This window comes from Gluconobacter roseus, from assembly GCF_046058915.1.
GTDB lineage: Bacteria > Pseudomonadota > Alphaproteobacteria > Acetobacterales > Acetobacteraceae > Gluconobacter > Gluconobacter roseus_A.
Window position 1 is genome coordinate 2,555,101 of record NZ_CP175538.1, and the last position, 16,732, is coordinate 2,571,832.

A 16,732-nucleotide genomic window follows, 5' to 3' on the forward strand; every position below is an offset into this window, starting at 1 on the left:
AAACAGGGGAGTCCCGGATATGGCCAAAAAAGTTGTTGGCTACATCAAGCTTCAGATCCCGGCTGGTAAAGCCAATCCTTCTCCGCCGGTTGGTCCGGCTCTGGGTCAGCGCGGCCTGAACATCATGCAGTTCTGCAAGGAGTTCAACGCCAAGACCCAGCAGCTCGAGCCCGGCATGCCGATCCCGGTGGTCATCACCGCCTATGCGGATCGCACGTTCTCCTTCATCACGAAGACGCCGCCGAACACGTACTTCCTGCTGAAGGCTGCCAAGATTTCCAAGGGCAGCCAGACGGTTGGCAAGTCCGCTGCGGTTGGTTCCGTGACGACGGCTCAGCTTCGCGAGATCGCTGAGACGAAGTTCAAGGACATGAACGCCAACGACATTGACGGTGCCGTGCGCATGCTCGCCGGTTCTGCCAAGTCGATGGGCCTGAACGTGGTGGAGGGCTGATATCATGGCCAAGAACAAGCGTCTGAACGCTGCTCGCGCAACCGTCGAGCGCAACAAGCCGTATGGTCTGTCCGAGGCTGTTGCTCTGGTGAAGAGCAATGCCAAGGCAAAGTTCGACGAGACCGTTGAGCTGTCGCTGAACCTCGGCATCGACCCGCGTCACGCCGACCAGATGGTCCGTGGTCTGCTCTCCCTGCCGAACGGCACGGGCAAGACTCTTCGCGTTGGCGTTTTCGCCCGTGGCCCCAAGGCTGAAGAAGCCCTAGCCGCTGGTGCGGAAGTTGTTGGTGCAGAAGATCTGGCTGAAAAGATCCAGGCTGGCGAAATCGATTTCGACCGCTGCATCGCAACGCCGGACATGATGGCTCTCGTGGGCCGTCTGGGTAAGATCCTCGGCCCGCGTGGCCTGATGCCGAACCCGCGTCTCGGCACGGTGACCATGGACGTCAAGGGTGCCATCACGGCCGCCAAGTCCGGTCAGGTCGAGTATCGCGCCGAGAAGGCCGGTATCATCCACGCCGGCGTTGGCAAGGCTTCCTTCGACGAAGCCAAGCTCGTTGAGAACATCAACGCTCTGGTCGATGCCGTTCAGAAGGCTCGCCCGGCAGGTGCTAAGGGTACGTATCTGAAGAAGGCAGCCCTGTCTTCCACGATGGGTCCCGGCGTTCGCATTGATGTTGCGAGCTTCGAAGCCTGATTGACAGGAGGTCTTCCTTCTGGGAAAGACCTCCACGAAATGACGTCATGCCTTCGGGTATGATGGCTTAGGGGTGGCCTGCTTCGGCGGGCTGCTTCCAAACCTGTCCAAGACCGCACGTGGACCTTCGGGGCCTTAAGGATCTTCCGGGATCGCGGGCGTCAGACGGGGCGACAGTATTTGTGGCTCTGCTGCGATGTGCTGGGTTCGCTCACTTCTGTGGACAGGCGAGCGGGACCGCTTCGAAAGAGGTGGTTCCATGGGTAACCTGGTTCGGTGAAAGCCGGACTGACGAGGAGACAGGTTTTGGACCGTACGGAAAAACGGGCCTTTGTTGAGTTCCTCGCCGATGTGTTTGGCAGCACGTCCATGGTTGTCGTCACCCAGAACAAGGGTCTGACGGTTGCTGATGTGACGGAACTGCGTCGACGCATTCGTGCGGCAGGGGCGACATACAAGGTTGCGAAGAACCGGCTGGCCAGCCGTGCTCTGGATGGGACCCAATTCGACGGCATCGCGCCGCTGCTCAAGGGACCGACCGCGCTTGCGTGGTCTGAGGACCCGGCAGCAGTGGCAAAGGTGATCGTCGAGTTCGCCAAGACGAACGACAAACTGGTGGTGCTTGGTGGCGCCCTCGGTTCCCAGACGCTTGGCGTCGATGGAATCAAGGCCCTTGCCGAGCTGCCGTCGCTGGACGAGCTGCGCGCAAAGCTGGTGGGTATGATCAATACCCCGGCCACGCGTATCGCAGGTGTTGTCCAGGCGCCGGCTGGCCAGCTTGCTCGCGTCTTTGGCGCCTATGCCAAGGCCGGCGAAGCAGAAGCCGCCTGAGAATGAAGGTCTGCGCTGCGGCGTAGGCTTGAACCTGATCAACAGTACATCATATTAGGATAAGACCATGGCCGATCTGGCAAAGATTGTTGAAGAGCTGTCCGCTCTGACCGTTCTGGAAGCTGCAGAACTCTCCAAGATGCTCGAAGAGAAGTGGGGCGTTTCCGCTGCTGCTCCGGTTGCAGTTGCTGCTGCTGCCGGTGGCGCTGCTGCTGCCCCTGCTGAAGAGCAGACCGAATTCACGGTTGTCCTGGCTGACGCCGGCGACAAGAAGATCAACGTGATTAAGGAAGTCCGTGGCATCACGGGTCTGGGTCTGAAGGAAGCCAAGGACCTGGTCGAAGGCGCACCGAAGACCGTCAAGGAAGGCGCGTCCAAGGACGAAGCTGCCAAGATCAAGAAGGCTCTTGAAGACGCCGGCGCCAAGGTTGAAGTCAAGTAATTCACTGACTTCAGGCTGCATCGTTTGCGGAGCAGCCTCTGCCTGGCAGACAGATGGGGCGGGGATCGCATGCGGTTCCCGCCCGATTTGCCGTTGGAGCAAAACGGGCGTATAGTGCGCGGCTCGCCACGTACTGAAAATTTCATAATGACCGGTCGTTCCGGTCGTCCGCAATGCTGGGGCCAAATTCCCAGCGCCGTTTACGGGCGACTCGAAGGTCTGGTGCAGAGGGCAGAAGAGATGAACGCGATCACCAAATCGTTCACGGGACGCAAAAGGATCCGCAAAAGTTTCGGGCGTATTCCCGAAATTGCGCCGATGCCCAATTTGATCGACGTGCAGCGCGCCTCCTGATGAGGCATTCCTGCAGATGAACGTGAGCCCTGACAGCCGGCAGGATGCCGGGCTTCAGGAAGTCTTCCGTTCGGTTTTTCCGATCAACGATTTTGCGGGTCGCGGTCGTCTGGACTTCATGTCCTACGAATTCGAAGATCCGAAATATGACGTCGAAGAGTGCATTCAGCGCGGTCTGACCTATGCAGCGCCGCTGAAGGTCATTCTTCGTCTGACGACATGGGACATCGACGAGGATACGGGCTCACGCTCGATCCACGACATGAAGGAGCAGCCGGTTTACATGGGCGACATGCCGCTCATGACCGATAACGGCACCTTCATCATCAATGGCACCGAGCGTGTCATCGTCTCGCAGATGCATCGTAGCCCGGGCGTGTTCTTTGATCACGACAAGGGCAAGACGCATTCTTCGGGCAAATACCTCTTTGCTGCCCGCGTCATTCCGTATCGTGGTTCCTGGCTCGATTTCGAATTCGACGCCAAGGACCTGATCTATGTCCGTATTGACCGCAAGCGCAAGCTGCCGGTCACCACGCTTCTTTATGCGCTTGAAGGTGCAAACTACCTCGCGCAGCGTGAGCAGAAAATTGCGGACGGTGGCGATGTTGAGGGTCTCGATATCCGCGGCATGGATCAGGACGAAATCCTGTCCTACTTCTATGAGGCCGTGCCGTTCACCCGTCTGGGTGGCGAATGGGCGCGTCCGTTCGATCCGGATGCATTCCGTGGTCTGAAGCTGCTCAGCCCGCTGGTCGATGCCGACACGGGTGAAGTGGTTGCCGAGGCTGATGCCAAGCTGACCGCGCGTATGGTCCGCAAGATCGCGGAAAAGACCCGCGTCGTGCAGGTTGGCCGTCTCGATATCCTTGGACGTTTCCTGGCCTATGATCTCGTGAACGAGAACACGGGCGAGATTTATGGCGAAGCAGGCGAGGAACTGACGGAAGACCGTCTGGCCGCGCTCGAGGAAATGGGAATCACGGAGCTTCCGCTGCTGTCTGTTGACGGTTCGCACGGCCCCTGGATCCGCAACACGCTGGCTGCCGACAAGAACAGCTGCCGTGACGAAGCGCTGATCGACATCTATCGCATTATGCGTCCGGGCGAGCCGCCGACCAAGGAAACGGCGGAAGCCATGTTCCATGGTCTGTTCTTCGACCAGGGCCGCTATGACCTTTCTGCGGTCGGTCGTGTGAAAATGAACATGCGTCTTGATGTCGACGCGCCGGACACCCTTCGCGTGCTGCGCAAGGAAGACATCCTGCGCACGATCAAGATCATGTGCGACCTGAAGGATGGTCGCGGTCAGATCGACGATATCGACAACCTTGGTAACCGTCGTGTTCGCTCTGTCGGCGAACTGATGGAAAACCAGTATCGCGTCGGTCTGCTCCGCATGGAGCGTGCCATCCGCGAGCGTATGGGTTCCGTCGACATCGACACGGTCATGCCGCATGACCTGATCAACGCGAAGCCGGCTGCCGCTGCGGTGCGTGAGTTCTTCGGCTCCTCGCAGCTCAGCCAGTTCATGGACCAGACGAACCCGCTCTCCGAAGTGACGCACAAGCGTCGTCTTTCGGCGCTTGGCCCGGGCGGTCTGACCCGTGAGCGCGCAGGCTTCGAAGTCCGTGACGTTCATCCGACGCATTACGGCCGTATCTGCCCGATCGAGACGCCGGAAGGCCCGAACATCGGTCTGATCAACTCGCTGTCGACCTATGCCAAGGTGAACAAGTACGGCTTTATCGAAACGCCGTATCGTCTGGTGGAAGAGGGCGTTCTTCAGGATGGCTGGAAATATCTTTCCGCCATGGAAGAAGAAAAGCTCGTCGTTGCCCAGGCTGATGCCAAGCAGAACGACCAGGGTCGCCTGACGGACGAACTCGTTTCCGTTCGTCGCTCGGGTGATTTCCGCGTCGTTCCGCCGGAGCAGGTCACGGCCTGTGACGTTTCGCCGAAGCAGCTTGTCTTCTGTCGCCGCTGCGCTCATTCCGTTCCTTGAGAACGATGACGCCAACCGTGCACTGATGGGCGCGAACATGCAGCGTCAGGCTGTGCCGCTGGTAAAGGCTGATGCCCCGCTGGTCGGTACCGGCATGGAAGCCGCCGTTGCGCATGACTCGGGTGCGACCATCGTTGCCAAGCGCCGCGGCGTGGTTGACCAGATCGACGGTGCCCGTATCGTCGTCCGTGCAACGGATGAAGCCGGTGCCACGCAGGGTGTCGATATCTACCGTCTGCGCAAGTACATGCGTTCCAACCAGTCCACCTGCATCAACCAGCGTCCGCTGGTGAAGGTCGGTGACACGGTCCATGCCGGCGACATCATCGCTGACGGTCCGTCCACCGAGCTGGGTGAACTGGCTCTGGGTCGCAACGTGCTCGTCGCGTTCATGCCCTGGAACGGTTACAACTTCGAAGATTCCATCCTGATCTCCGAGCGTATTGCCCGTGATGACGTCTTCACTTCGATCCATATCGAAGAATTCGAAGTCATGGCTCGTGATACGAAGCTGGGTCAGGAAGAAATCACGCGCGACATCCCGAATGTCGGTGAGGAAGCCCTGCGCAACCTCGACGAAGCCGGTATCGTCTATGTCGGCGCCGAGGTGAACCCGGGTGATATTCTCGTTGGCAAGGTGACGCCGAAAGGTGAAAGCCCGATGACGCCGGAAGAGAAGCTTCTGCGCGCCATCTTCGGTGAAAAGGCTTCCGATGTCCGTGACACCTCCCTGAAGCTGCCGCCTGGCACGACGGGTACGATTGTCGACGTTCGCGTCTTCTCCCGCCGTGGCGTGGACAAGGACGAGCGTGCGATGGCCATCGAGCGCGCCGAAATCGAGCGTCTCACCAAGGACCGTGACGACGAGCGTGGTATTCAGGAGCGCAGCTTCTACAACCGTCTGCGTGAGCGTCTGGTTGGCCAGACGGCCGGTGCCGGCTTCAAGGGCATCCGCTCCGGTACGCCGATCACGGAAGAGGTTCTGGACGAGCATCATCGCGCAACCTGGGCCAGCATCACGGTCACGTCTGACGACGTCATGGCAGAGCTTGAAAAGCTGCGCGGTGAGTTCAAGGAAGCGACCCGCCGGATCGATGCGCGTTTCGACAGCAAGGTCGAGAAGCTGCAGCGCGGTGACGAGCTGCCGCCTGGCGTGATGAAGATGGTCAAGGTCTTCGTTGCCGTGAAGCGCAAGCTTCAGCCGGGTGACAAGATGGCCGGTCGTCACGGTAACAAGGGTGTCGTCTCCCGCGTTGTTCCGGTCGAGGACATGCCGTTCCTTGAGAATGGTCAGGCTGTCGACATCGTGCTGAACCCGCTGGGTGTGCCGTCGCGCATGAACATCGGTCAGATCCTCGAGACCCATCTGGGCTGGGCCTGTGCCAATATCGGCGCAAGCATCGGCGATATGGTGGACGAGTATCAGCGGACCGGTGAGCGCAAGCAGGAACTGCTGGATCGCCTGCACGAAGTCTATGGCGATGTCATCTTCAACGAAGATGTGGCGACCCTGCCGAACGAACAGCTGATCGAGCTTGCGAACAACCTTCGCAAGGGTCTGCCGATCGCAACGCCGGTGTTCGACGGCGCCTCCATCCCGGACATCGAAGAGATGCTCGAGAAGGCCGGCGTCAACAAGTCGGGCCAGTCGCAGCTGATCGATGGTCGTACGGGTGAGCCGTTCGAGCGTCAGACGACGGTTGGCTACATCTACATGCTGAAGTTGCATCACCTTGTCGACGACAAGATCCATGCCCGTTCGATCGGTCCTTACTCGCTCGTCACGCAGCAGCCGCTGGGTGGTAAGGCGCAGTTCGGTGGTCAGCGCTTTGGTGAAATGGAAGTGTGGGCCCTTGAGGCATACGGTGCAGCCTACACGCTGCAGGAAATGCTGACGGTGAAGTCGGATGACGTGTCCGGCCGTACCAAGGTCTACGAGGCAATCGTTCGCGAGCAGGACGATTTCGAAGCCGGCATTCCGGAGAGCTTCAACGTTCTGATCAAGGAACTGAAGTCGCTCGGCCTGAACGTCGAACTCGAGCAGAGCGGGCTTTAATTGCCCGCTCCCTCCTTCTCGCCACGGTTCATTTTTAAGGTGTCCGCGGGACGCCGCGGTACACATTGGGGTTTCGGCGCATGAACGAACTCATGAAGATCCTGGGTCAGACCGGCCAGTCGGTGACCTTCGACCAGATCAAGATCCAGCTCGCTTCCAGCGAGCAGGTGCGGTCGTGGTCTTACGGCGAAATCAAGAAGCCGGAGACCATCAACTACCGGACGTTCAAGCCTGAGCGTGACGGTCTGTTCTGTGCTCGTATCTTTGGCCCGATCAAGGATTACGAGTGCCTTTGCGGCAAGTACAAGCGGATGAAGTTCCGCGGTATTGTCTGCGAAAAATGCGGTGTGGAAGTCACGCTGGCCAAGGTGCGCCGTGAGCGCATGGGCCACATCGAACTGGCTTCTCCGGTTGCACATATCTGGTTCCTGAAGTCCCTGCCGAGCCGCATCGCCACGATGCTGGACCTGCCGCTCAAGGACGTCGAACCGGTTCTGTATTTCGAGAAGTTCCTGGTGCTCGACAAGGGCGTCTGTGAATCCGATCAGATCGATTCCTACAAGAATGGCAAGAAGCGCGACCAGTACCTGCTGGACGAAATTCGCTGCGAAGATCTGCTGGATGAATATCCGGATGCGGGTATCGACGTCGGAATCGGTGCGGAAGCCATCAAGCGCGCACTTTCCAGCTATGACTGGGGTATTCCGAACGACCAGGAACGCGACCTGAGCCTCGCGGCCAAGGAAAAGGGCCTGCCGGATCCGTTCGATTATGACGCTGACGTCATGGAAGGCGATTCTGAAAAGACCATGATGCGCAAGAAGCTGCGCAAGGCGACTTCGGAAGCCGCGCGTAAGAAGCTTGTCAAGCGTCTGAAGCTGGTCGAAGCCTTCGTGGAAAGCGGCTCGCGTCCGGACTGGATGATCATGGACATCGTTCCGGTCATTCCGCCGGAACTGCGTCCGCTGGTGCCGCTGGATGGCGGCCGTTTTGCGACGTCCGATCTGAACGACCTGTACCGTCGCGTCATCAACCGTAACAATCGTCTGAAGCGGCTGATCGAGCTGCGTGCGCCGGACATCATTGTCCGCAACGAAAAGCGCATGCTGCAGGAAGCTGTTGACGCCCTGTTCGACAACGGCCGTCGTGGTCGTGCCATCACGGGTGCCAACAAGCGTCCGCTGAAGTCGCTGTCTGACATGCTGAAGGGCAAGCAGGGCCGCTTCCGTCAGAACCTGCTCGGAAAGCGCGTCGACTACTCTGGCCGTTCGGTCATCGTGGTTGGTCCGGAACTGAAGCTGCATCAGTGTGGTCTTCCGAAGAAGATGGCGCTCGAGCTGTTCAAGCCGTTCATCTATTCGAAGCTCGAAAAGTACGGTCACGCCACCACCATCAAGGCTGCAAAGCGCATGGTGGAGAAGGAGCGTCCGGAAGTCTGGGATATCCTCGAAGAGGTGATCCGCGAGCATCCGGTCATGCTGAACCGCGCGCCGACGCTTCACCGTCTGGGTATCCAGGCGTTCGAGCCGACGCTGATCGAAGGTAAGGCCATCCAGCTTCATCCGCTGGTCTGCACCGCGTTCAACGCCGACTTCGACGGTGACCAGATGGCCGTTCACGTGCCGCTGTCGCTCGAAGCCCAGCTTGAAGCCCGCGTACTGATGATGTCCACGAACAACATCCTCAGCCCCGCGAACGGCAAGCCGATCATCGTGCCGTCCCAGGATATCGTGCTTGGTCTGTATTACCTGAGCCTTGAGGTTCCGGAATACCGCGAGACGCCGGACGAGGCTGTCATCAAGGATGGCAAGGTCGTCACGGCTGCTCCGCCGGCCTATTCTGATGTCGCCGAAATCGAAAGCGCCATGCTCTCGGGTTCGCTGAAGCTGCATGACAAGATCCGTCTGCGCCTGCCGACGGTCGATGCCGATGGCAAGCCTGTTCGTCAGACAATTCTGACGACACCGGGTCGTGCTCTGATCGCGCAGATCCTGCCGAAGCATCAGGCCATTCCGTTCAGCCTGATCAACAAGCAGCTGACGAAGAAGAACGTGTCCGACGTGATCGACACGGTCTATCGTCACTGTGGTCAGAAAGAAGCGGTGATCTTCTGTGACCGTCTGATGGGACTTGGTTTCCGTCATGCAGCCCGCGCCGGCATTTCCTTCGGCAAGGATGACATGATCATCCCGGAAGCCAAGGCAACGCTGGTTGGCAAGACGTCGGAAGAGGTCAAGGAGTTCGAGCAGCAGTATCAGGACGGTCTGATCACGGCTGGCGAGCGCTACAACAAGGTGGTTGACGCCTGGTCACGCTGCACGGACGAAGTCCAGGCTGCGATGCTCAAGGAGATCTCCAAGCAGGTCATCGGCAAGCCGACAAACTCGGTCTGGATGATGAGCCACTCCGGTGCCCGTGGGTCGCCAGCCCAGATGAAGCAGCTCGCCGGTATGCGCGGCCTGATGGTGAAGCCTTCGGGCGAGATCATCGAGCAGCCGATTATCGCGAACTTCAAAGAAGGCCTGTCGGTTCTCGATTACTTCACCTCCAGCCACGGTGCCCGTAAGGGCCTCGCGGATACGGCGCTGAAGACCGCGAACTCGGGTTACCTCACGCGTCGTCTCGTCGACGTGGCGCAGGACTGCATCATCGTCGAGCCGGATTGCGGTACGGAACGCGGTCTCACTGTCCGTGCGGTCATGGATAGCGGCGAAGTCGTCGCCTCCCTGTCCGAGCGTATCCTGGGCCGTACACTGTCCAAGGACATCGTGCATCCGGTCACGCAGGACGTCATCCTGCCGCGCAATACGCTGATCGAGGAAGCCGAGGCTGAACTGATCGAGAAGGCGGGCGTGGAAAGCGTTGATATCCGCTCGGTCCTGACCTGTGACAGTCGCGTGGGCATCTGCGCTCACTGCTATGGCCGTGATCTTGCTCGCGGTACGCCGGTTAACATTGGTGAAGCTGTCGGCGTTATTGCCGCTCAGTCCATTGGTGAGCCGGGTACCCAGCTGACGATGCGTACCTTCCATATTGGTGGTGCAGCAACGCGTGGCGCCGAGCAGTCGACGGTTGAAGCATCCCGCGACGGTATCGTGACGATCAAGAACCGGAACGTTGTCGAGAATTCGCAGAAGGTTCTGGTTGTGATGTCGCGTAACTGCGAGATCCTGCTGACCGACGAGAACGGCGTGGAACGTGCCCGCTATCGTGTGCCTTACGGTGCGCGTTTGATGGTCTCGGAAGGCGAAGCGGTGACGCGGACCCAGAAGATGGCCGAGTGGGACCCGTACACCCTGCCGATCATCACCGAGCAGGCTGGTACCGTCGAGTATCTCGACCTGATCGACAGCATCACGCTCGTTGAGCGCATGGATGAAGTCACGGGTCTGAGCTCGAAGGTCGTCGTTGACTACAAGCAGGCAGCCAAGGGTGTGGATCTGCGTCCGCGTCTGCAGCTCAAGGATGCTTCCGGCAACGTCGTCAAGCTCGCCAATGGCAATGACGCCCGCTACTTCCTCTCTCCGGACAGTATTCTGTCGGTGGAGAACGGAGCAGAGGTCAATGCCGGTGACGTGCTGGCTCGTATTCCCCGTGAAGGGTCCAAGACGCGTGATATTACGGGTGGTCTGCCGCGTGTGGCAGAACTCTTCGAAGCACGTCGTCCGAAGGATCATGCGATCATCGCCGAAGGTGAAGGCCGCATCGAATTCGGGAAGGACTACAAGTCCAAGCGCTGCGTTATCGTCAAGAACGACGATACGGGTGAAGAGACCCAGTACCTCATCCCGAAGGGCAAGCACGTTTCCGTTCAGGAAGGCGACTTTGTCCAGAAGGGCGATCCGCTGGTCGATGGTCCGCGCGTGCCGCATGACATTCTCAAGGTCATGGGTGTCGAGGCGCTGTCCGACTATCTCGTCAACGAGATCCAGGACGTCTATCGACTGCAGGGCGTGAAGATCAATGACAAGCACATTGAAGTCATTGTTCGTCAGATGCTGCAGAAGGTGGAAATCCTTGAGCCGGGTGATTCGACCTATCTGATCGGCGAGACGGTGGACCGTATCGAGTACGAGGGTGAAAACCAGCGTCTCATGGAGAACGGGGATACGCCTGCAAGGGCCATGCCGGTTCTGCAGGGCATCACCAAGGCGTCTCTGCAGACGCAGTCCTTCATCTCGGCGGCCTCCTTCCAGGAGACCACACGTGTCCTTACGGATGCGGCAACGTCGGGCAAGGTGGACACGCTTAATGGTCTGAAGGAGAACGTGATTGTCGGGCGTCTGATCCCGGCAGGAACGGGCAGCGTGATGAACCGCCTGCGGGGCATCGCTGCAAGCCAGGACCGTCAGCGCGTCGGCGGAACATCTCCTGCAGCTGTAGAAGATGCCGCAGAATGAGGAACAGGGTCCCTGCTTTTAAACGGGGCAGGGATCCGTTTCAGCCCGATTCCACAAACTTTCTTTGCAGAATCGGGCCATTTCGGCTGAACCACTTGACTTGGCGTCGAACCCTTCGTAGGTTCCGCGCCCTCGGCTACTGCCTTCCCGGAAGGCTGAAAAAGCCGACGAAGTTTAAAGAATCGCATGCGGTGCCGCTATTCTCTCAGGAGGAAATGCCAAGGCCGCACGCTAAAGAGAGAAGGGAACAGCTCAGGCTGTTTCCTTTTCACGATGTGGAAATGGCAGGCGGTCCTACCGCATGTCGGTTGGAACAAATGTCACGACAGAAACAGCAATGTTGCTGTCTGAAATAGGACAAGGATTGGGAAGGGCGCATGCCGACCATCAACCAGTTGATCGCGAACGGCCGTGAGCCGGCCGCAAAGCGGAACAAGGTCCCCGCACTGCAGGGCTGCCCGCAGAAGCGCGGCGTTTGCACGCGTGTGTATACCGTAACGCCGAAGAAGCCGAACTCCGCTCTGCGTAAGGTCGCCAAGGTGCGTCTGACCAACGGGTATGAGGTCGTGAGCTACATTCCGGGTGAAGGCCACAACCTTCAGGAACACAGTGTTGTTCTGATCCGTGGTGGCCGCGTGAAGGATCTTCCTGGCGTCCGTTATCACATCCTGCGTGGTGTGCTTGATACACAGGGTCTCGCCAAGCGTCGTCAGCGTCGTTCGCTGTATGGCGCGAAGCGTCCGAAGTAAGAGGTATTTGGAATGAGTTGCCGTCACCGCGCTGTAAAGCGCGAGATCCTTCCCGATCCGAAGTTCGGAGACGTCGTCATTACGCGCTTCATGAATGCGCTGATGTACGATGGTAAGAAATCCACTGCCGAAGGCATCGTTTACGGTGCTCTCGAAGTCATGCGCCGTCGCGGCGGCACGACTGCAGATCCGGTGGCCATGTTCCACTCGGCTCTGGATAACGTGAAGCCTGCGGTTGAAGTCCGCTCGCGTCGCGTCGGTGGCGCAACCTATCAGGTTCCGGTTGAAGTCCGCGCCGAGCGCCGTCAGGCTCTCGCGATCCGCTGGCTGATCGATGCCTCCCGCAAGCGTGGCGAGAACACGATGCAGGAGCGTCTGTCCAACGAACTGATGGATGCGGTCAACAACCGTGGCTCCGCTGTCAAGAAGCGCGAAGACACGCACCGCATGGCTGAAGCCAACAAGGCATTCAGCCACTATCGCTGGTAATCAGAACCCGTTAAAGGGCTTCCGGCAGTGTGTCGATCTCAGGATCGTGCACTGACTGGTTTGAACTTTCAGTCTTACTCCCGTTCCAGGTGGAGCGGGGTTTTGGAGAAAGACGATGGCAAAGGCTAAATTCGAGCGGACGAAGCCGCACTGCAACATCGGCACCATCGGTCACGTCGATCACGGCAAGACCTCGCTGACTGCTGCAATCACCAAGGTGCTGGCTAAGACCGGCGGCGCCACCTACAGCGCGTACGACCAGATCGACAAGGCTCCGGAAGAGCGCGCCCGTGGTATCACCATTTCCACAGCTCACGTTGAGTACGAGACGGCTGACCGTCACTACGCTCACGTCGACTGCCCGGGTCATGCTGACTACGTGAAGAACATGATCACGGGTGCAGCTCAGATGGACGGCGCGATCCTCGTCGTGTCCGCTGCTGATGGTCCGATGCCGCAGACCCGCGAGCACATCCTGCTTGCCCGTCAGGTTGGTGTGCCGGCACTGGTCGTGTTCCTGAACAAGGTTGACCAGGTTGACGATCCGGAGCTGCTTGAGCTCGTGGAAATGGAAGTTCGTGAGCTTCTGTCTTCCTACCAGTTCCCGGGCGACGATATCCCCATCGTCAAGGGCTCCGCTCTTGTGACGCTGGAAGATGGCGATCCGTCCATCGGTGAAGACCGCGTTCTCGAACTGATGACGCAGGTTGACGCCTACATCCCGCAGCCGGAGCGTCCGGTTGACCGCCCGTTCCTGATGCCGATCGAAGACGTGTTCTCGATCTCGGGTCGTGGTACGGTTGTCACGGGTCGTGTCGAGCGCGGCGTTGTCAACGTGGGTGACGAAGTCGAAATCGTCGGCCTGAAGGACACCGTCAAGACGACCGTTACGGGCGTCGAGATGTTCCGCAAGCTGCTCGATCGCGGTGAAGCCGGTGACAACATCGGTGCGCTGGTTCGTGGCACGAAGCGTGAAGACGTCGAGCGTGGCCAGGTTCTGGCAAAGCCTGGCTCCATCACGCCGCACAAGAAGTTCAAGGCTGAGGCTTACATCCTCACGAAGGAAGAGGGTGGCCGTCACACGCCGTTCTTCACGAACTACCGCCCGCAGTTCTATTTCCGTACGACCGACGTCACGGGCGTCGTGACGCTGCCGGAAGGCACGGAAATGGTCATGCCGGGTGACAACGTTGCCATGGACGTGGAGCTGATCGCTCCGATCGCCATGGACGAAGGCCTGCGCTTCGCTATCCGCGAAGGTGGCCGTACCGTGGGTGCCGGTGTGGTTTCTTCCATCACCGCCTAAGTCCTGCGTTTAGCCGTTGGCTTTGACAGCCCCGGTCAGATTTTTTCTGACCGGGGTTCCCTTTCAGGGGCAATGGCAGTAGGACGACACCCGAATTTTTGAGTTGGACGAACAAGAACATGGACAACCAGAACATCCGCATTCGCCTTAAGGCGTACGATCATCGCGTGCTGGACAACAGCACCAAGGAGATCGTAAACACGGCGAAGCGTACGGGTGCGCGGGTTCGGGGTCCGATCCCGCTGCCGACGCATATCGAACGGTTCACGGTGAACCGCTCGCCACACGTGGATAAGAAAAGCCGCGAACAGTTCGAAATTCGGACTCACCGCCGGCTGCTCGACATTGTCGAGCCGACCCCGCAGACCGTGGACGCCCTCATGAAGCTCGACCTCGCCGCTGGCGTGGACGTCGAGATCAAACTCTAAGGTCCAGACGATGCGAACCGGATTGATTGCAAAGAAGCTGGGTATGACCCGGCTGTTTAAGGAAGATGGCACGCATGTGCCTGTGACGGTCCTTCACCTTGACAATGTCGAGGTTGTGGATGCCCGCACGAACGAGCGCGATGGCTACACCGCCATTCAGCTCGGACTTGGTAATGCCAAGGTGAAGAATGTCACCAAGGCGAACCGTGGCCATTTCGCCCGGACCAAGGTCGAGCCAAAGAAGCATCTGGCAGAGTTCCGCGTCTCCGAAGACGCCCTGCTGGAAGCTGGAACCAAGCTGTCCGCTGCTCACTTCGTTGTGGGACAGAAAGTTGACGTCACGGGCCAGAGCAAGGGTAAGGGTTTTGCGGGTGTTATGAAGCGTCATAACTTCGCAGGCCTCGAAGCGTCCCACGGCGTCTCCATCAGCCACCGTTCCCATGGTTCTACGGGCCAGCGCCAGGATCCTGGCAAGGTCTTCAAGGGAAAGAAGATGGCAGGTCACATGGGTGACGAGCGTGTTACCACGCTGAACCTTGAGATCGCTGCCGTGGATGAAGAGCGCAACCTGATCATGGTCAGGGGTGCAATTCCTGGTGCGAAGAACGGCCTTGTGCTGATTCGCGATGCAATCAAGAAGGCTCGCCATGCTGATGCGCCGTATCCGGCAGCAACAGTGGCGGCCGCCGGTTGAGGACGAGGGGCATGGAATACGATATCAAGACCCTCGATAACGGTAGCGCAGGCTCTGTCGCGCTTCCGGAAGAGATTTTCGCGGTCACGCCGCGCTCTGACATCATGGCACGTGTTGTGCACTGGCAGCTCGCAAAGCGCCGTGCCGGTACGCACCGTACGAAGGGCATGGGTGAGATTTCTGGCACGACCAAGAAGCCTTACCGCCAGAAGGGCACGGGTTCTGCCCGTCAGGGCTCCCTGCGCGCACCGCAGTTCCGTACGGGTGGCGTTGTCCATGGTCCGGTCGTTCGCGACCACGGCTATGACCTTCCCAAGAAGGTCCGTCGTCTCGGCCTGATCTGCGCCCTGTCGCAGAAGGCAGCCGAGGGCAAGCTGATCGTTCTCGATGCAGCCAACGGTGTCACCAAGACCCGTGAAGCCGCAGCGAAGATCAAGGCCCTGGGCTGGACGTCCGCGCTGATCGTTGATGGCGCTGTTGACGAGCAGTTCGCTCGTGCAATCGCCAATCTGCCGAAGATCGACGTTCTGCCGACCATTGGTGCAAACGTCTATGACATCCTCAACCACGACGTGCTGGTCATCACCCGCGCCGGTCTTGAGGGTCTTAAGGAGCGTCTGGCATGACCACCAATACCGTCATGAACGCACACAAGACGGCACAGAACATGTCGCAGGAAGCCCTGTACGACGTGGTCCGTGCACCGCTGATCACCGAAAAGGCTACGCTTCTTTCCGAGCGTAACCAGGTGGTGTTCAAGGTCGCTCCCGGTGCGACGAAGCCTCAGATCAAGGCTGCGGTTGAGAAGCTCTTCAACGTGAAGGTTACTGGCGTGAACACGCTGGTCCAGAAGGGCAAAGTCAAGCGCGTCAAGGGTCGTCCCGGCCGTCGCTCGGACATCAAGAAGGCGTATGTACAGCTTGCTGAAGGTCAGTCCATTGACCTTACAGCCAAGCTGGGCTGACGCGGGGTAGGATACCATGGCACTCAAGCACTTTAATCCCACGACGCCGAGCACACGCGGCACCGTGCTGATTGACCGCAGCGAGCTCTTCAAGGGCAAGCCGGTCAAGCAGCTGACGGAAGGCAAGAACAAGTCGGGCGGCCGTAACAATCACGGCCGTACCACGGTTCGCTTCCGTGGCGGCGGGCACAAGCAGTCCTATCGTTATGTCGACTTCAAGCGTCGCAAGTTCGATGTGGCCGCAACGGTCGAGCGTCTCGAATACGATCCGAACCGCACGGCATTCATTGCGCTGATCAAGTATGAAGATGGCGAACTCGCCTACATCCTTGCTCCGCAGCGCGTGAAGGTTGGCGATCGCGTCATTTCCGGCGCCCATACGGACGTCAAGCCTGGCAACGCCATGCCGCTGGGTGCAATGCCGGTTGGAACGATCGTGCATAACATCGAGCTGAAGCAGGGCGCTGGTGGCAAGCTGGCCCGCTCCGCTGGCACGTATGCCCAGCTGGTCGGCAAGGATGCCGGCTACGCGCAGGTTAAGCTGCAGTCCGGTGAGCTGCGTCTCGTTCGCGGTGAATGCATGGCAACCGTTGGTGCCGTGTCCAACCCGGACAACATGAACCAGCACATGGGCAAGGCCGGGCGTTCCCGCTGGCTCGGACGTCGCCCGCATAACCGTGGCGTTGTCATGAACCCGGTTGACCATCCGCATGGTGGTGGTGAAGGCCGGACCTCTGGTGGCCGTCATCCGGTTACGCCGTGGGGTGTTCCGACCAAGGGTTACAAGACGCGTGTTAACAAGAAGACGGATAGCCTGATCATCCGTCGCCGTAAGTCCGGCAAGTAAGAGGGGGCAAACAGAG

13 protein-coding genes and 1 pseudogene are annotated in these 16,732 nt (G+C 59.2%); all 14 read left to right on the forward strand.

The features are described from left to right. Nucleotides 1–19 precede the first annotated feature (19 nt). The 14 genes and pseudogenes from rplK to rplB all read left to right on the forward strand — a co-directional run bounded on the left by rplK (nucleotide 20) and on the right by rplB (nucleotide 16,716). On the forward strand, nucleotides 20–454 hold the full coding sequence (gene rplK / locus ACJ2A4_RS12025) for a 50S ribosomal protein L11 (RefSeq protein ID WP_008852418.1): 435 nt from the start codon (nucleotides 20–22) through the stop codon (nucleotides 452–454). A 4-nt stretch (nucleotides 455–458) separates the two neighbouring features. Further along, nucleotides 459–1,151 (forward strand): 50S ribosomal protein L1, encoded by a 693-nt coding sequence (gene rplA, locus ACJ2A4_RS12030; protein WP_408873005.1) that lies wholly within the window; start codon nucleotides 459–461, stop codon nucleotides 1,149–1,151. Nucleotides 1,152–1,457: 306 nt separating this feature from the next. Then, nucleotides 1,458–1,982, forward strand: coding sequence for a 50S ribosomal protein L10 (gene rplJ / locus ACJ2A4_RS12035; protein WP_062509665.1), 525 nt, complete (start codon nucleotides 1,458–1,460; stop codon nucleotides 1,980–1,982). Between the two features lie 67 nt (nucleotides 1,983–2,049). Then, on the forward strand, nucleotides 2,050–2,424 hold the full coding sequence (gene rplL, locus ACJ2A4_RS12040; RefSeq protein WP_041110858.1) for a 50S ribosomal protein L7/L12: 375 nt from the start codon (nucleotides 2,050–2,052) through the stop codon (nucleotides 2,422–2,424). Nucleotides 2,425–2,664: 240 nt separating this feature from the next. Further along, nucleotides 2,665–6,839 (forward strand): annotated as a pseudogene (rpoB, locus tag ACJ2A4_RS12045) (DNA-directed RNA polymerase subunit beta). Nucleotides 6,840–6,919: 80 nt separating this feature from the next. Beyond that, nucleotides 6,920–11,239, forward strand: a complete 4,320-nt coding sequence (gene rpoC, locus ACJ2A4_RS12050) for a DNA-directed RNA polymerase subunit beta' (RefSeq protein ID WP_408873006.1) — start codon at nucleotides 6,920–6,922, stop codon at nucleotides 11,237–11,239. A gap of 377 nt (nucleotides 11,240–11,616) precedes the next feature. Further along, a complete protein-coding gene (gene rpsL / locus ACJ2A4_RS12055; RefSeq protein ID WP_011251969.1) occupies nucleotides 11,617–11,988 on the forward strand; it encodes a 30S ribosomal protein S12 in 372 nt (123 codons plus the stop codon). 12 nt (nucleotides 11,989–12,000) lie between these two features. After that, the gene (gene rpsG, locus ACJ2A4_RS12060) at nucleotides 12,001–12,477 is read left to right on the forward strand and encodes a 30S ribosomal protein S7 (RefSeq protein ID WP_408873007.1); all 477 of its coding nucleotides are present in this window, start codon (nucleotides 12,001–12,003) and stop codon (nucleotides 12,475–12,477) included. A gap of 115 nt (nucleotides 12,478–12,592) precedes the next feature. After that, complete coding sequence (gene tuf / locus ACJ2A4_RS12065) at nucleotides 12,593–13,783, forward strand: elongation factor Tu (RefSeq protein WP_011251967.1); 1,191 nt, start codon at nucleotides 12,593–12,595, stop codon at nucleotides 13,781–13,783. A 119-nt stretch (nucleotides 13,784–13,902) separates the two neighbouring features. Beyond that, nucleotides 13,903–14,211 (forward strand): 30S ribosomal protein S10, encoded by a 309-nt coding sequence (gene rpsJ, locus ACJ2A4_RS12070; RefSeq protein WP_007282720.1) that lies wholly within the window; start codon nucleotides 13,903–13,905, stop codon nucleotides 14,209–14,211. Nucleotides 14,212–14,221: 10 nt separating this feature from the next. Beyond that, the gene (rplC, locus tag ACJ2A4_RS12075) at nucleotides 14,222–14,905 is read left to right on the forward strand and encodes a 50S ribosomal protein L3 (protein ID WP_041110841.1); all 684 of its coding nucleotides are present in this window, start codon (nucleotides 14,222–14,224) and stop codon (nucleotides 14,903–14,905) included. An 11-nt stretch (nucleotides 14,906–14,916) separates the two neighbouring features. Next, on the forward strand, nucleotides 14,917–15,531 hold the full coding sequence (gene rplD / locus ACJ2A4_RS12080; protein ID WP_011251965.1) for a 50S ribosomal protein L4: 615 nt from the start codon (nucleotides 14,917–14,919) through the stop codon (nucleotides 15,529–15,531). Nucleotides 15,532–15,572: 41 nt separating this feature from the next. Then, nucleotides 15,573–15,869, forward strand: coding sequence for a 50S ribosomal protein L23 (locus ACJ2A4_RS12085; protein WP_172492046.1), 297 nt, complete (start codon nucleotides 15,573–15,575; stop codon nucleotides 15,867–15,869). Between the two features lie 16 nt (nucleotides 15,870–15,885). Next, nucleotides 15,886–16,716 carry a 50S ribosomal protein L2 gene (gene rplB, locus ACJ2A4_RS12090; RefSeq protein ID WP_011251963.1) on the forward strand — a complete coding sequence of 277 codons (831 nt, stop codon included), beginning with the start codon at nucleotides 15,886–15,888 and terminating at the stop codon, nucleotides 16,714–16,716. Nucleotides 16,717–16,732: the final 16 nt, after the last annotated feature.

Excerpts from the sequence above, each read along its gene's own strand:
- rplC (WP_041110841.1), top strand. The coding sequence starts at position 14,222 with ATGCGAACCGGATTGATTGCAAAGAAGCTGGGTATGACCCGGCTGTTT.
- rplA (WP_408873005.1), top strand. The coding sequence starts at position 459 with ATGGCCAAGAACAAGCGTCTGAACGCTGCTCGCGCAACCGTCGAGCGC.
- ACJ2A4_RS12085 (WP_172492046.1), top strand. The coding sequence starts at position 15,573 with ATGTCGCAGGAAGCCCTGTACGACGTGGTCCGTGCACCGCTGATCACC.
- tuf (WP_011251967.1), top strand. The coding sequence starts at position 12,593 with ATGGCAAAGGCTAAATTCGAGCGGACGAAGCCGCACTGCAACATCGGC.
- rplD (WP_011251965.1), top strand. The coding sequence starts at position 14,917 with ATGGAATACGATATCAAGACCCTCGATAACGGTAGCGCAGGCTCTGTC.
- rplL (WP_041110858.1), top strand. The coding sequence starts at position 2,050 with ATGGCCGATCTGGCAAAGATTGTTGAAGAGCTGTCCGCTCTGACCGTT.
- rplB (WP_011251963.1), top strand. The coding sequence starts at position 15,886 with ATGGCACTCAAGCACTTTAATCCCACGACGCCGAGCACACGCGGCACC.
- rplK (WP_008852418.1), top strand. The coding sequence starts at position 20 with ATGGCCAAAAAAGTTGTTGGCTACATCAAGCTTCAGATCCCGGCTGGT.
- rpsG (WP_408873007.1), top strand. The coding sequence starts at position 12,001 with ATGAGTTGCCGTCACCGCGCTGTAAAGCGCGAGATCCTTCCCGATCCG.
- rpsJ (WP_007282720.1), top strand. The coding sequence starts at position 13,903 with ATGGACAACCAGAACATCCGCATTCGCCTTAAGGCGTACGATCATCGC.
- rpoC (WP_408873006.1), top strand. The coding sequence starts at position 6,920 with ATGAACGAACTCATGAAGATCCTGGGTCAGACCGGCCAGTCGGTGACC.
- rpsL (WP_011251969.1), top strand. The coding sequence starts at position 11,617 with ATGCCGACCATCAACCAGTTGATCGCGAACGGCCGTGAGCCGGCCGCA.